This is a genomic window from Paenibacillus sp. S-38 (genome assembly GCF_049942825.1).
In the GTDB taxonomy this organism is placed as follows: Bacteria; Bacillota; Bacilli; order Paenibacillales; family NBRC-103111; genus Paenibacillus_G.
Genome location: NZ_CP187970.1, coordinates 1,458,398 through 1,473,367 on the forward strand (window position 1 = coordinate 1,458,398; position 14,970 = coordinate 1,473,367).

Genomic DNA, 14,970 nt, shown 5'->3' on the forward strand with positions numbered 1-14,970 from the left:
CTGTACAGGAGATGCATCCCGCGATTCCACCGATAATCATTAGATCAGATCGCATCTAATTAGATCAGATCGCATCTATTCCGCCCCATGGCCGCCGGGAGTATTGCTGGGGAGCATAGAAAAGCATAGAATGCAGGGGAGCTCATCACTGCACTTGGGAGACAGACCTGTTCATAAGGAGAGTCGGGGGACCGAAGGACAGCTGAAGGTTTGCCGGCTCCGACGCGTGCTCCGTAAGGTCGTTCACGTCCCCCAGAAAGTATACCCCATCGTTACGCGCGGCGAGCTTGATTGCCGGAGGGGAGGGATGCATGCTTTCCGTTTCGATTCCGTCCAACACGGATATACCCGGTGAAAGATAGCTCCCAAACGGCCCTGCCTGTCCGGTCGGATGCTTCTTTTTTGTCGAAGTTTGACGGGGATAATCATTGTCTCAGATTGAGAGGCAAAGCCGCACCCCAAGCGGGGGCTGAGGCAAGATATAATCCAGAGATTATGGATGTAATCCGGCAAAGGGTTTACTATAAGAGGCAGAGAGACGCAAGGCTCAATGCTCAGACAGGAAGCTCATAGGGGAGGAAGAAAGAGAATGAAGACACAGCGTTTCAAACAACTCAGTGCATTCTGTGCGCTTACGTTAGCAGCTTCGGTATTCGCAGGCTGCGCGAATAAAACGGACGGGGGCGCTGCAGGCGATGCGGCCGCAGATACAGGTCCCGTTAAAATCACGATGATGGCGAACCTGCAGACTCCGGAGGTTCCGTCGGATAAGCTGGAGAAACTCATTGAGGAGAAGACGAACTCCCAGCTCGAGATCTCGTGGATTCCGGACGGTTCCTATGATGAGAAGTTCCAAGCTTCCTTCGCTACCGGTACCCTTCCTCAGGTGGTGTACCTGAAAAACCAGGCTTCCTTCATTCTCATGAGAGACGCGATGAAGGACGGCCAGTTCTGGGAGGTCGGTCCGCTGCTGAAGGATTATCCGAACCTGAAGAGCCTGAACCAGGAGACGCTGAAGAATACGGCGGTCGCCGGCAAGATCTACACGCTGTATCAGGAGCGCCAGCCTTCGCGTACCGGTATTATTTATCGTAAAGATTGGGCGGACAAACTCGGCCTGGCCGCACCCCAGACCGCAGATGATATTTACAACATGCTGAAGAAGTTCAAGGAAAGCGACGCAGCCGGCAAAGGCAACACGATTCCACTGGCTGACCGCAGCGACCTTGTATACGGTGCTTTCAAGACGGTCTCCATGTACTTCGGCACACCTAACAACTGGGGTGTCGTGGATGGCAAGCTTGTACCAGAATTCGAAACCAAGGGCTATGTCGATACCATGAAGTTCTTCCAGAAGCTGCACAAGGAAGGCCTGATCAACCAAGACTTCCCTGTAACCAGTAAAACCGACCAGCAGAACCTGATGTACTCCGGCAAATCGGGCATGTATATCGGTACGATGGGCGACGTGAAGACGATGCAGGAGAAGACAGCCAAGAACGTTCCGGATGCAATGTACGACGTAACGAACGAAATTAAAGGCGTAGACGGTAAAAATGTATCCTGGGGTCTCTCCGGCTATGGCACGGTAGTGGTGTTCCCTAAATCCGCAATCAAGACGGAGAACGAGCTGAAGCGGATTCTCGGTGTTATGGACAAGTTCTATTCTCCGGAAGTGGCCGATCTGCTGAAGTATGGTATTGAGAACGAACACTATACTTTGAAGGATGGCAAAGTGCAGCCGGCACAGGATCCGAAGCTCATCGAGAAGGAAGTCAGACCTTACCTGAACCTGGCTCTCTACGAGACAACGAACGTGAAGCCTGCGCTTTATTCACTGCCTGCTCATGAGAAAGCGAACAACCTGTCGATCGCGGCAGAGAAGTTCATGGTACAAGACCCGACGGCGGCTCTGGACTCGCCGACATACAACTCGACGGGGAACCGTCTGCAGGACATCATCAGGGACGCTACGTACCAGTTCATCCTGGGCAAAATCGACGAAGCCGGCTTTAAGGCGGCAGTCGACAAGTGGAAGAAAGACGGCGGCCAGAAGATCATCGACGAATACAACGAGCAGTACAAGAACGGCGGCAAGTAAGGGCGGACAACAAAGGCAGGATGGCTGAGCATCACTCAGTCATCCTGTTTTTTTGTACGCCCAGCATGGGCGCCATCTCTAGGGTGAGAGTCCCGAACGGGGGCTGGCGAGCGCCTACCGTTAGCCAAGGGCAAGGGTGTCGGCCGTGAGGCGGAATCTGAAGGAAGCCGGAGGCAAATGCACGGGCCAAGGTACACGAACCTAATTTGAGGCAGTGTCAGTCGGATGAGTCTCCAAGACAAGACGAAATCCAAAGCCGCCAAGGGCTGATGCTGTAAACTTAGGTGGTCGCGGGCAGACAGATGGCGTTCTTATCTGGGGAGGCCTGCGGATACGCGAAGTGACTTCGTAACCGCGGCTGAGAAGCCGCGCTGAATCCGCAGGAGTCAGCAGAGGCCATAGTACGCGAGTACGGGACGCCGGAAAGCGGAAGGGCTGAACCGAAAGGAGAGAGGAAACCGGTGCGTTCGCGTGAAGAGCAGAGACAGCAGAATATTCCGCAAGGGAGCTCGCGGCAGAGAGAAGCGGTGAAGCCGCCAGGGTATGCCGGAGCGCCGAGTTCTTCGCCGGCACAAGCCGACCTTTTCTCTCGCAAAGGCCAGAGCAGGCTGCTGGAGAAGATGCTCGAAGGGCACAACCTTCGGCTCGCCTACAAGCGAGTGGTACAGAACGGAGGAGCGCCCGGAGTGGATGGTGTAACGGTAGCCGAGCTACAAGCTTACCTGAAAACCCACTGGGAACAGGTGAAAGCCAACCTCCTGACGGGAAGCTACAGACCCGCGCCAGTCAAACGGGTGGAAATCCCCAAACCCGGAGGCGGTGTACGGCTGCTTGGCATCCCGACCGTAATGGACCGTTTTCTCCAGCAGGCGCTTCTGCAAGTGATGAATCCGATTTTTGATGCACATTTCTCGGGGTACAGCTACGGTTTCCGCCCGGGAAGACGGGCGCATGACGCCGTAAAGCAGGCACAAAGCTATATCCAAAGCGGCCTCAGATGGGTCGTGGATATGGATCTGGAGAAATTCTTTGACCGGGTGAACCATGACATGCTCATGGCTAGAGTAGCACGGAAGGTGGAGGACAAGCGTGTCCTGAAGCTCATCCGCTCCTATTTGAACGCCGGAGTCATGTCGCATGGAGCGTTGGAGCGCACACCGGAAGGCACGCCGCAGGGCGGTCCGCTCAGTCCGCTTCTGGCGAACATCCTGCTGGACGATCTGGACAAGGAACTGACAAGACGGGGACTGCGGTTTGTCCGCTATGCGGACGACTGCAACATCTTTGTCTCCAGCAAGCGAGCCGGGGAGCGCGTGATGGAATCGGTGATTCGCTTTGTGGAAGGAAAGCTGAAACTGAAAGTGAACCGGGATAAAAGTGCAGTGGACCGGCCATGGAACCGCAAATTCCTAGGCTTTAGTTTCCTGTCGAACAAACAGGCGACGATTCGGCTGGCTCCTAAGACAATTTCGCGATTCAAAGAGAAAGTCCGGGAACTGACGAACCGAACCAAGCCTGTACCGATGGAGGAACGCATCCGGCGCCTGAACCAGTACATGCTGGGCTGGCTAGGTTATTTTCGCCTAGCCTCGGCGAAGACGCACTGCCAAGCCTTTGACAAGTGGATTCGGAGAAGACTCCGCATGTGTCTATGGAAACAGTGGAAACGGGTGAAGACACGCATTCGCGAACTACGTGCGCTCGGCGTTCCGAACTGGGCTGCCTATATGTTGGCAAACTCCCGTCGAGGTCCGTGGGAAATGTCCCGTAGCACAAACAATGCCCTCCCGACTTCCTACTGGGAAGCGAAAGGGCTTAAAAGTTTGCTTTCTCGTTACTCGGAACTTTGTTAACCTTTTGGAACCGCCGTATGCGGACCCGCATGTACGGTGGTGTGAGAGGACGGAGGCTAGCCGCCTCCTCCTACTCGATTGCTCCAAGCCCTGCGAAATAACTAAGGCAGTTATTGGTTATATTAGTCAAAGACATCCAGGCGCAGGAGAAGATCACTTATGCCGCACCAGAAGTTCCCGTCAGCTGACATAAAACCCCGCTATGCCAAAGGGCATATCTCCGTCTTTGGGATTAACTCTGTATATCCCCGCACGCCTTGGATTTCGGCCTGGTGGTCAGCTGCTTTTCCAGGATTTGGGCATATGTATTTGGGCAAGTATCTGCATGGTTTTGTGCTGATCATATGGGAGCTCATGGTAAACGACCTGTCCAATCTGAACATGGGGATTGCCTTATCCTTTCTCGGCAGATTCGAGGAGGCAAAGGCTCAAATCAATCAGGACTGGGCTCTGCTTTATGTTGGAGTATATGTATACAGCATCTGGGACAGTTACCGTTATGCTGTTGAGATCAAAAAAAGTCACGTTCTGGCTGAAATTGAAGATGCACCGATCACACCTTCAGATGTTAGCTTTTTTGATGTTATCATCCTGGATAAGAAAAATCCCTGGGCGGGGATGGTCTGGTCCATTTTAACACCCGGCTTGGGGCAGCTATATGGTGGCAGTACGATTGTGGGCACCTTTGTTTTGGCGTGGTGGATCTTTGTTTGCTATAAGGCCATGGCCATTCGTGCCTGGCTCTATTCGTTCCTCGGCGATTTTAGCAGCGCAGCTGCCATTGTGGACTGGCAGTGGTTTCTTTTTTGCCTTAGCGGTCAGTAAAAAGAAGCCGAACGTTTTTGCGGGCCGCAAAAGTGAGGTGATCATCAAGGTAACCTGCGATGCTTCTTTGCAGCACCAGACGATTAGAGTGTTTGAATCACGGAGGGCCAAGGGTTACGTGATGATGCCTCATTGATGAACCTCCAGTACCTATTGGACTGAATCTATATAACCTTCTTGGAGTGAGCCGGTGGGGGCTGCACAAGAGTTCGCATGGTCCAAAGGGAGTATACGAGAATAAAACCAGCGGCACCGGACAAGGGATGCCGCTGGTTTTTGCTTAGAGCAGGGCTGCGCCCACAGGGCTCAGGTAGAAAACCGACTTGACGCGTCAAAGGCAGCGCTTATTTGTTCACCGTCAGGTTCACGACCTTGCTTGCTGTAACGACCAGCTCCTCGGTATCCACATACTGTACCTGCACCTGGTCTCCCGCCTGAAGGAAGCCGGCGTACGGGTACTGCGATTCCAGGACGACGAACACTTTGTCCGAGTTCTCCATCATCCACTTGACGCGCAGGTCTGCTCCCTCGGAGACAAAGGAGACGCGGACGATCCGGCCTTGGGTTTCCTTCTGCTGCGCGGTGCTCGTGGGGTCCATCTGTCCGGAGCCGAATGAGACCAGGAGATTCTTGTAGGAGGCGAAAGCGGACGCCTTGTTCTTATGATGGGCGAGAATCTGCGGATTCTTCGCATTGACGAGAGCCAGCTCGCGCAGCAGCCCGTTGCCGTCAATCACGGGGACGAACCAGGTATCCTCGCCGTAGATGTTGTACAGCGTGGGAGAGGTGCCGGTCCACTGATCTTTGATGAAGGTCTTGTTGACGCTGCTGATGGCTGCGCTGCCGTTGGCCAGGCCGCTGGAGGAGACGGTTTGGCCTCCATAGTAAGTGAACTTCCCGGACCGGGCGTTGATGAGCGAATATCCGACGAGGGATTTCGAGGTCTCATCCAGAGTCGTGTGGTCGGTAAACCACGACATGTTCCCTTCCTGGTCGAAGACAGCGACCACTTCGTCGCCTTCTTCCCAGGTGGTGGGCATGTGCAGGTCTTTTTTGCCGATGATGGAGTTCAGGAAGCCGTGCTTGTACTTGCCGAAGTACGTGTTGTAGGTATCCGCGATGTAGGTTGGGATTACTTGATCGACGAAGGCGGGAACCTGATCGGTGCTGTACTGTTCAATCGTTCCCGACTCCGGGTCCACGAGGAATACGCCGTCGACGAACGGCACGTTCCGGAACTTCTCATAGTGTCCGTAAGGCACGACATAGACGGGCGTTCCGTCGTCCTTGGGCTCGAAGGAGGCTTCATACAGCACCGCGGCGGGATAGTCGGCACGGATGTGCCTGTAAATATTGCCTGAGAAATAACCGCTCGGCACATACTTCATGGAATAGCCGGAGAGCAGCTCGGCGGGGGCGTTCTCATCCTCTGCCGAGATCTTGACATAAGCGGTGACAGCCTTCGCACTCAGCGCCTTGAAGAAGCCGTTGTACTCGATGGGAGCGACCCAGACGAGCTCGTTGTCGATCTTCTGGATACTGTAATCGCCCATCTGGTAGTAGCTGAAGTTCGGCACCTGGCCAAGCATCTTGTCGCCCTTGTACTTGGCGAACGCCTTGGGGACCGAAGGAATGTGCTTGATATCGATCTGCTCCATCTTCGCGTCGCGTACCTCGGCCTTCGCGGCCTGGAATTTGTCGTCGGCCGTGGTGATGCCGTAGACGAACGCCAGGAACAGCCACAGGAGCATCAAGAGGGCTCCCGCCGTGAATTCGAGACGTCCGGTTTTGCCGGAGCCGTTAGGGCCCGGAACGAGACCGGAGAGGAACAGCAGCAGGCCGAGCCAGAAGCCGCCCGCCTGGAAGTAAGCGCTGAGCGTATGGTCGAGAATCCTCCACCAGAGATAGAGCCAGGTAAGCCCGGCGACCAGCATGATCACAGTGAGCAGTCTTTGCAGCCGGTTATTGAGCAGGCCGGTAAGAAATGTCATGAAGAGACCTCCGTAAGCGGTATAGGGAATCAGGGAACCATTCTCCTAAGACACATACGTGTTTGGCTGCTCTTTTGTTGCTAAAAAAGGGTTTAGGTGGGAGAGAGTGTGTGGCACGGGCAGCCGAAGGAGAAGTGGATAAAGCAGGGCATGCTGGGCATCCTTATGGGAAACAGGGAGTACCGCCGTCAGGAAGGCATCGTTCGCAGAAATGAAAGATCACCTTGCATGTGAATTGCAGCCGTTATCTTACCGAACAGGAGACAGGAGGCCCGACATGGTGAATTTAAAGGAGCTGGAGGAGCTTCATGCGGATATCCAATCCGTCCACGAGATCGTACAAAGCCTGAAAGCCCGGGTGGACGGGCAGGAGATCGGCATCCGGATCTGCCGGAATGCGAGCGGGCATTATTTCTATGAAACCAGCCACACGTACCGCGGGGCGGACGCAGCCGACCCGAAGGTCTCGGCGGTGAATTCGTTCGATTCGGCGGAAGAGGCGGCGAAGGGGGCGTTGCGCGCGGCCGTCCTCTACTACCGCAGCATGGATGAAGGAGGCCGGTGGCACCGGAACGACTCGTTCCTTCTTCAGTAGGAGGGGAGGTATACCCGGCATATCAAAGAGCGGCAGGCCGCTGCCCTTCATCGCAACGGACTTCAGCCCGGCACCTTCCTTCACAGGAGATGCCGGGCTGTGCCATCTACCGCCATCCGTCGGTCTCCCGGACGTTCTCCGGGGAGACGACGACGGTATCCGTTTCCTCGAACTCGGGAACGGGCACTCCCTGGCTTGCCTCGAGCAGACGCTTCACGATCAGGCGTCCCCAGGTATGCTCCTGCCGGGACAGCGCAGCGGACACCTGGCCGTTCTTGATGCCTTCGATGATCTTCGGCATGAGATCGAAGGTCACCGCCGTCTGGTGCAGCCCCATGGCCTTCCACACCAGGATCGATGCCGGCCCCGAGACCGAGTCGAGACCGATGAAGGCGTCGAAATGCGGATGCGCCTCGATCATCTCTTCGAGCTGACTGACGGCGAGGTCCTCGGAGCCTTCATTGGCGCGGATCTCGAGCACCTGGATCCCCGTGCGCGAATGCAGGTAATCGAGCAGGCCGTGCAGCCGCTGCTGCTGGCTCAGCATGCTCTCCATCCCGACACCGATGAAGATCATGCCGCGGCCCTTCAGCATCTTGTCGATGAGCGCACCCATCTGCTGGCCGGCCAGCGTATTGTCGCTGCCGATGAAGGCGGCCCGGCGGCTGAGCGGCGCATCCGAGTCAAAGCAGACGACGGGAATGCCGGCCTCGACGGCTTTGTCGATGTAAGGCGACAGAGTCTCGGCATCGACGGGGTCGATCGCGATGCCGTCGACCTTCTGCCTGATGGTCATCTCGAGCATGCGGATCTGCTGCTCCAGGTGGGCTTCATCCGGTGCCTTTACCAGCAGCTTGACGCCCATCTCCTTGGCAGCCGCCTCCGTACTCTCCGTGATCCACTCGAAGTAAGGATGGCTCATCGGGTAGATGACGGCGAAGGTCTTAGGCTCGCTGGCCTCCACAGTCCGCTCGGCTGGCGGGGCCAGCGGCGATTCACCCGGCCAGGGCCACAGCTCCCGGCAGGACACGAGCACGAGGGTCATGCCGGCAACCAGGAACAGGAGGAGGCCGAGCTTACGAGAGAGCGGCATGCCGTTCCTCCCCCTCATGCGGGCCGGCTGCGGCCTGGTTCCTGCGGAACTCCCTGGTGGTCATGCCCGTCGACTTTTTGAACAGGTTCGAGAAGTAATGGGAATCCTGATAGCCCACCTGATACGCAATCTCATACGATTTGGCATGCGTGCAGCGCAGCAGCTCCATCGCCTTGCCGATCCGGAGGCCGGTCAGGTATTCCGTAATCGTCTGCCCGGTCTCGCTGCTGAACACCGAGGAGATGTAGCTCGGGCTCATGCTCACATGCTCGGCGATATGCTGGAGAGACAGCTCGGATTGGCCGTAGTTCGCATGCATGTAGTCCTTCACCCGGCGGATCAGCCCGCTGTACTTGTCGGCGTTACCGTCCCGTACCTGAAGGAAGGCGCCGATCATGCCCTCAAGATAGCGGTAGGCCTCATCCGCCCGCTGAATAAGACCGACCTGGCTCTGCAGCGTTTGGAGCATGTCTTCGATCCGCTCGTGCTCCGGATAGCTTTCCTTGGCAAGCTGGGAGACGGTCGCGGTCATGTCGTGGAGCAGGTAGTAATAATAGAAGGAACGGCTGCCGTCCCAGTCGGCCAGACAGGAGGCATACTCCCGGACGAAGGCGGGCAGATCCGCCGGAGACCCGAGCTTCAGGAAGCGGATCAGCGGGCTGCGGTCCAGGTAGCGGAGCGGGCCGCCCGCCTCGCCGGCCTCCTGCCAGTCGCCCCCGGGGCCGGGGAGGCTGCCGGGGAGATGCTGGCGCTTCAGGCTCTCCTCCGCTTCCTGGAAGGAGGGGTACAGCCCCTGCAGCCGGTCCTTGATGCTCCCGAGCCCGAAGCGGACGCGGCTTGACAGCGCGGACCGCGCCTCCTCGGCCAGCGGCTTCAGCAGCTTCTCCTCCAGACCCTGCAGCTGGGCGGCGCTGTCGCCTTGGAGAATCCAGACCGTCTCCTTCTTGCTGCGCTTGAAGGAGAGATAGGAGGCGCTCTCGCCGAACCGGCCGTGCATCAGCTCCTCGAGCCTCCGGCAGACCTCCCCGGCCTCCGGGGCATCGGCCGGACCCTCCTGCTCGCTGAGCACGACAGCGTAGCACTTCGAGACGAGGTTCAGCTGCAGCTTCGCCGCCGTCTGCATCGCCTCCGAGGTGGTGACGAGGCCACTGCACAGGTCGCTGAGCAGCTTCTCCCGGCTGTGCCGGACCCCGTCGTCGACACGCCGTTTCAGGCGCTCCATCTCTTCGCGCTCCCGCTCCTCCTGGTCGATGAGGGCGCTCACGTCCTGCAGCAGCTTCATGAGGTCGGCGGAGGAGACCGGCTTCAGGCAGTATTCGGTCACCCCGGTCCGCAGAGCTTCGCGGGCATACTCGAACTCGTCATGGCCGCTCAGGATGATGATCTTGATGGAAGGAAACCGTTCCCGGATGATGCGGCTGAGCTCCAGGCCGTCCATGAACGGCATCTTGATGTCGGTAATGACGATGTCCGGCTTCGTTTCTTCGATCAGGGGCAGGGCCAGCTCCCCATCAGGCGCATCACCGCAGTATTCGAAGCCTTCCTCGTTCCAGGCAATGCGGTCCCGGATCCCCTCGCGGATCACAATCTCATCGTCCACCAGAAAAACTTTCTTCATCGGGTCTTTACCTCCAAGCGGCGGGAATCCGCACCGAGATGCAGGAGCCTTCGCCGTATTCGCTTTCAATGCTGACGCCGTAAGGGTCGCCGTAGTGCATCCGGATGCGCTGGTGGACATTGAGCAGTCCGAACCCGCCCGAGGACGCCGTATCCGCCTCCAGGGCCGCCGCGCCGGGGCCGTGAGCAAGCTGCTCCTGCAGCTGCGCCAGCTTGGCCTCGGGAATACCCGCGCCGTTATCATGCACGTCGATGCGGATGTCGCCCTCCGGTGTGAAGCCGCCGGTGATCCGGATCAGGCCGCGGCCGCGCTTGTTCTTGATGCCGTGGTAGAGGGCGTTCTCGACAAGCGGCTGCAGGGACATTTTGACGATGGGATAGGGGTTCAGCTCCTCGGGAAGCTCGACTTCGTAGTCGAGAATATCGCGGTAGCGCATCCGCTGGATCACCAGATAGTTCTCTATATGATCAAGCTCGCTCCGGATATGAATCTGGTCGCGGCCCTTGCTGAGTGTGATGCGGAAAAACTGCGAGAGCGCCTTGACCAGGGCAATCACTTCGTCGTGCTTGCGCGTCTCGGCCATCCACATGATCGACTCAAGCGTGTTGTAGAGAAAATGCGGGTTGATCTGCGCCTGCAGCGTCCGCAGCTCCGCCTTCTTGATCTGCTCCTGCTCCCGCAGGCTCCGCTCCAGCAGCTGCTTGATCTGGCCGAGCATAATATTGAAGGAACGCCCGAGGTCCGCGATCTCGTCGGTGCCGGTATTGCGGACCTTCGCATCCAGGTTGCCCGAGGCCGCCTGGCGCATCTTGTTCTTGAGATACTGGACGGGGCGGATCAGCCGGTTCGTCAGGAAGAAGTACAGGGAGACGGTGAACAGGATATTGAAGAGCAGCGAATACAGGGTCAGGCTCTTGATCTCGTCGGCATCCCGCATAATCTCCTTCAGAGGGGCCCGGCCGACGATGCTCCACCCGGTCATCTCGGAGCGGGTATGCACATAGAACAGCGGGCTGCTTCCCGAGCGGTCGATCCGGGTGCCCTTCGCGGTATCCGGCGCATAGGCCAGGGCCGCAGGATCGATGCCTTCCACACGGGAGGGCAGGAAGATCGGATTGCCCTGCTCGTCGACGACATAGAAGAAACCGGTATCCCCGATCAGGGTCGTATCGCAGAAATTCTCGACCGTCCGGTCATCCAGATCAATGAGGATGAAGCCGATGATCTCATGCGTCACGCGCTGGGTCACCGCCTTGGCGATGGAGATGACCCGGCGTCCCTCATAATCCGAGCCGTCGATCCGGTCCTCGGGCCTAGCTGCCTGGGGCGGGATGATCAGCGTCTGCTCCGGATTGTTCAGCAGCGTCAGGAAGTGAGGGTTTTTCAGCGGATCGGCGTCCATCTGAAACACCCCTTTTTTCTCCGAGATGCCCTTGCCGTACGTGTTCACCATCGAGATGTTGACGATCTGCTCCCCGAGCTTGTAGGTCTCCCGGTAGAGCTCGAAGGTGTGCAGAATTTCCTTGGCGTCCTCATACGTCTCGCTCTGGGTGGTGAGGAAGCGGAGCACGGGCGGACTCTTGCGGATCTGCAGGAAGCTTGTCGTATCCTGGAACAAAATATCAATGTCGCGGCGCAGGCCTTCCGCTATCAGAGCATTCGCCGCGGTGCTGTGCTCGGATACGGTCTGGTAAGACTTCATATAAGAGATGAGTCCTTCCCCGATCAGGGGGATCATGGTAAGCAGCACGAAGATGGTAAGCAGCTTGGCCCTCAGGCTGGAGGTAATGCGCTGGACTAGAATCATGGGCGGGCAACCTTCTTCATTTTAAATGTATACGGTTTCAATTTAATTGTCTTCATCATACCAAATTTGCAGGGGGTTAGCCACGGCCCGGAGAAGGCTCCGAAAAAATTTATACAAACGGCATAAGGAATTCCAACAAATCGGAGAGCAGGCGCCGCAGGAACTCAAAATATTGAAAGAAACGCAAGAGAGATTCCATTCCTTGGCGGAAGAAAGCGTTTTATAATAAGCCTACACCACAACGAACTGGTGACTGCAGACAAGGGGAGAGGATTTATCCATGAAACATTTCGCCAAAACGGGCGCCGTTCTGATGATGTCGGCGGTCCTGATGCTTACCGCAGCCTGCGGAGGCGGCGGCTCGAAGCCGGCAGCCGGAGATGCGAAGGGAGGGGCGGCCGCAGAGACGAATACGTCCACCGCTCAGAAGGACGGAGATAAGAAGATCACGATGGGCTTCGCCCAGGTTGGTGCGGAGAGCGGCTGGAGAACGGCCAACACCAAGTCGATCCAGGAATCCGCCAAGGAAGCCGGCGTCGAGCTGAAATTCTCCGACGCGCAGCAGAAGCAGGAGAACCAGATTAAGGCGATTCGCTCCTACATCGCCCAGAAGGTGGATGTCATCGCCTTCTCCCCTGTCGTGGAATCCGGCTGGGAGACCGTGCTGAAAGAAGCGAAGGATGCGGGCATTCCGGTCATCCTGACCGACCGTGCCGTTGACGTCAAGGACACCTCGCTCTACGTCTCCTTCATCGGATCGGACTTCGTGGAAGAGGGCCGCAAGGCAGGCAAATGGCTCGTGGACAAGGCGAAGGACGCCAAGGAGCCGATGAACATCGTGGAGCTGCAGGGCACGACGGGCTCCGCTCCGGCGATCGACCGCAAGAAGGGCTTCGAGGAAGTCATCAAGGAAAATGCGAACCTGAAGATCGTCAAGTCCCAGACTGGCGACTTCACCCGCACGAAGGGCAAGGAAGTCATGGAGGCGTTCCTGAAGTCCTCCAAATCCGAGAACAAGCCGATTCACGTGGTCTATGCGCATAACGACGATATGGCGCTCGGCGCCATCCAGGCGATCGAAGAGTTCGGCCTGAAGCCGGGCAAGGACATCCTGATCATCTCCGTCGACGGCATCAAAGACGCGTTCGTGGCTATGAAGGACGGCAAGATCAACGTGGTCGTCGAGTGCAATCCGCTCCTCGGGCCTCAGCTGATGCAGGCGGCCAAAGACGTCGTAGCCGGCAAGTCGCTGCCGAAGCGGATCGTCACGAAGGAAGGCGTGTTCCCGCAGGAAACCGCCGAGAAAGAGCTGCCTAACCGGAAGTACTAAGGTTTGTACGGATGGAAGGTGTAAAAAAGGGCCGGGAGGTCCAGCGTACGTGACGTCAGAGGAAAGCCGCTTGCTTCGGTGACAAGACCGTGCCGCCGTAAGCGGCTTTTCCCCCTGGGCATTCCATGGCTGAAGGGCAGCCTGTATAGAAGAAAAGAGAGAGAATCGGGCGGAGATTCAGATCACCGGCACGAACCGGAACGGAAGGGAGAGAAGACCATAATGAGTACAGCTGGTGCACCTGCATCTGTTCCAACTCTGGAAATGAAAGATATCGTCAAAAGCTTCCCCGGCGTCAAGGCGCTGTCAGGAGCCCGGCTGCGGCTGTTCCCCGGTGAGGTCCATGCGCTCATGGGAGAGAACGGCGCCGGCAAATCCACCTTGATCAAGGTGCTGACCGGGGTTCACCCGATTGACGGCGGCACGGTTACCCTGGAGGGGCAGGGAATCACGGTAGGCGGCCCGCTGGAAGCGCAGCGGCTCGGGATTTCCACGGTTTACCAGGAGGTGAATCTGTGTCCGAACCTGTCGGTGGCGGAGAACATCCTCATCGGCCGCGAGCCGAAGCGCTGGGGACGCATCGACTGGAAGGAAGCGAACCGTCGTGCCGCCGGGCTTATGGACCGCTTGAATGTGAAGATCGACGTCACGAAGCCGCTCAATCACTATTCCGTGGCGGTGCAGCAGATGGTGGCGATTGCGCGCTCCCTGCTCATCGACGCCAAGGTATTGATCCTCGACGAGCCGACGTCTTCCCTGGATACGAATGAGGTCAAAGAACTGTTCACGGTGATGCGCAAGCTGAAGTCCGAGGGGCTGGCGATCCTCTTCGTAACCCACTTCCTCGATCAGGTCTACGAGATTACCGACCGGATCACGATCCTGCGGGGCGGCGAATTCGTCGGCGAATACCTCACGAAGGATCTGCCACGGATTGAGCTTGTCGCCAAAATGATCGGCAAGGACCTCGGGGCGCTGGAGTCCCTGCCGAAGACTGAGGGAGCCGGCGCGAAGCGGCAGGCGGAGCGCAGGACGCTGCTGCAGGCGAGCGGCACAGGCCGCAGGGGATCGATCCAGCCGTTTGACCTGGAGGTCAAGGAAGGCGAAGTCGTCTCGCTGGCCGGCCTGCTCGGCTCGGGGCGGTCGGAGGCGGCACGCCTCCTGTTCGGTGCCGACAAGCCCGACCAGGGCGAGATCCGCATCGGCGATAAGCGGGTGCCGATGTCGTCCCCGAGGCAGGCGATCGACAGCGGGGTGGCTTTTTGCTCCGAGAACCGCAAGACCGAGGGCATCATTCCGGACCTCACGGTCCGTGAGAATATCATCCTGGCCCTGCAGGCTTCGATGGGTTCATTCAAGTATATCTCCCGCAAAAGGCAGGATGAGATCGCTGATGAGTATATCCGCAAGCTGAACATCAACCCGCCGAACCCGGAGCATCTCGTGAAGAACCTCAGCGGAGGCAACCAGCAGAAGGTGCTGCTCGCCCGCTGGCTGCTCACCGATCCGAAGCTGCTCATCCTCGATGAGCCGACACGAGGGATCGATATCGGGGCGAAGACGGAGATCCAGAAGCTGATTCTCTCGCTCTGCGAGAAGGGGATGTCGATCGTTTTCATCTCCTCGGAGCTCGAGGAAGTGCTCCGGGTCAGCCATAAGATCGCCGTGCTGCGGGACCGTCACAAGGTGACGGAGATCGTCAACGAGGATATCAGTCAACAGCATATCATGCAGGCCATAGCCGGGGGGTGACACGA

The 14,970-nt window shown here is 57.8% G+C and carries 10 protein-coding genes; 6 read left to right on the forward strand and 4 right to left on the reverse strand.

The genetic code is table 11. From position 1 onward, the window contains the following. Positions 1-589 precede the first annotated feature (589 nt). The 3 genes from ACP26L_RS06900 to ACP26L_RS06910 all read left to right on the forward strand — a co-directional run bounded on the left by ACP26L_RS06900 (position 590) and on the right by ACP26L_RS06910 (position 4,779). Positions 590-2,101: an extracellular solute-binding protein gene (locus ACP26L_RS06900; RefSeq protein WP_426451828.1), complete on the forward strand. Its 1,512-nt coding sequence runs from the start codon at positions 590-592 to the stop codon at positions 2,099-2,101. 461 nt (positions 2,102-2,562) lie between these two features. After that, a complete protein-coding gene (gene ltrA, locus ACP26L_RS06905) occupies positions 2,563-3,954 on the forward strand; it encodes a group II intron reverse transcriptase/maturase (protein ID WP_426445489.1) in 1,392 nt (463 codons plus the stop codon). 159 nt (positions 3,955-4,113) lie between these two features. Further along, on the forward strand, positions 4,114-4,779 hold the full coding sequence (locus ACP26L_RS06910) for a hypothetical protein (protein WP_426451829.1): 666 nt from the start codon (positions 4,114-4,116) through the stop codon (positions 4,777-4,779). Between the two features lie 344 nt (positions 4,780-5,123). On the opposite strand, the gene ACP26L_RS06915 is transcribed toward ACP26L_RS06910, so the two are convergent. After that, positions 5,124-6,770, reverse strand: a complete 1,647-nt coding sequence (locus tag ACP26L_RS06915) for a hypothetical protein (RefSeq protein ID WP_426451830.1) — start codon at positions 6,768-6,770, stop codon at positions 5,124-5,126. A 277-nt stretch (positions 6,771-7,047) separates the two neighbouring features. Here ACP26L_RS06915 and ACP26L_RS06920 point away from each other — a divergent pair, with 277 nt between their 5' ends. Beyond that, positions 7,048-7,365 (forward strand): hypothetical protein, encoded by a 318-nt coding sequence (locus tag ACP26L_RS06920; RefSeq protein ID WP_426451831.1) that lies wholly within the window; start codon positions 7,048-7,050, stop codon positions 7,363-7,365. A gap of 106 nt (positions 7,366-7,471) precedes the next feature. On the opposite strand, the gene ACP26L_RS06925 is transcribed toward ACP26L_RS06920, so the two are convergent. Genes ACP26L_RS06925 through ACP26L_RS06935 form a run of 3 tightly spaced genes read right to left on the reverse strand, consistent with a single transcriptional unit; the run spans position 7,472 to position 11,883 of the window. Then, positions 7,472-8,458: a substrate-binding domain-containing protein gene (locus ACP26L_RS06925; RefSeq protein WP_426451832.1), complete on the reverse strand. Its 987-nt coding sequence runs from the start codon at positions 8,456-8,458 to the stop codon at positions 7,472-7,474. Next, entirely contained in the window at positions 8,442-10,076 is a 1,635-nt protein-coding gene (locus tag ACP26L_RS06930) for a response regulator (protein WP_426451833.1), read from the reverse strand. The genes ACP26L_RS06925 and ACP26L_RS06930 overlap by 17 nt, the downstream gene beginning before the upstream one ends. Positions 10,077-10,083: 7 nt before the next feature. Continuing rightward, positions 10,084-11,883 carry a cache domain-containing sensor histidine kinase gene (locus ACP26L_RS06935; protein ID WP_426451834.1) on the reverse strand — a complete coding sequence of 600 codons (1,800 nt, stop codon included), beginning with the start codon at positions 11,881-11,883 and terminating at the stop codon, positions 10,084-10,086. Between the two features lie 280 nt (positions 11,884-12,163). Here ACP26L_RS06935 and ACP26L_RS06940 point away from each other — a divergent pair, with 280 nt between their 5' ends. Together ACP26L_RS06940 and ACP26L_RS06945 are read left to right on the forward strand one after the other, a co-directional pair. Then, complete coding sequence (locus tag ACP26L_RS06940) at positions 12,164-13,213, forward strand: ABC transporter substrate-binding protein (protein WP_426451835.1); 1,050 nt, start codon at positions 12,164-12,166, stop codon at positions 13,211-13,213. Positions 13,214-13,477: 264 nt separating this feature from the next. Further along, entirely contained in the window at positions 13,478-14,965 is a 1,488-nt protein-coding gene (locus ACP26L_RS06945) for a sugar ABC transporter ATP-binding protein (protein ID WP_426451836.1), read from the forward strand. The last annotated feature ends 5 nt before the right edge of the window (positions 14,966-14,970 follow it).

Coding starts and splice junctions, on each gene's coding strand:
- ACP26L_RS06935 (WP_426451834.1), bottom strand. CDS start 11,883: ATGATTCTAGTCCAGCGCATTACCTCCAGCCTGAGGGCCAAGCTGCTT.
- ACP26L_RS06900 (WP_426451828.1), top strand. CDS start 590: ATGAAGACACAGCGTTTCAAACAACTCAGTGCATTCTGTGCGCTTACG.
- ACP26L_RS06910 (WP_426451829.1), top strand. CDS start 4,114: ATGCCGCACCAGAAGTTCCCGTCAGCTGACATAAAACCCCGCTATGCC.
- ACP26L_RS06945 (WP_426451836.1), top strand. CDS start 13,478: ATGAAAGATATCGTCAAAAGCTTCCCCGGCGTCAAGGCGCTGTCAGGA.
- ACP26L_RS06915 (WP_426451830.1), bottom strand. CDS start 6,770: ATGACATTTCTTACCGGCCTGCTCAATAACCGGCTGCAAAGACTGCTC.
- ACP26L_RS06940 (WP_426451835.1), top strand. CDS start 12,164: ATGAAACATTTCGCCAAAACGGGCGCCGTTCTGATGATGTCGGCGGTC.
- ACP26L_RS06920 (WP_426451831.1), top strand. CDS start 7,048: ATGGTGAATTTAAAGGAGCTGGAGGAGCTTCATGCGGATATCCAATCC.
- ACP26L_RS06930 (WP_426451833.1), bottom strand. CDS start 10,076: ATGAAGAAAGTTTTTCTGGTGGACGATGAGATTGTGATCCGCGAGGGG.
- ACP26L_RS06925 (WP_426451832.1), bottom strand. CDS start 8,458: ATGCCGCTCTCTCGTAAGCTCGGCCTCCTCCTGTTCCTGGTTGCCGGC.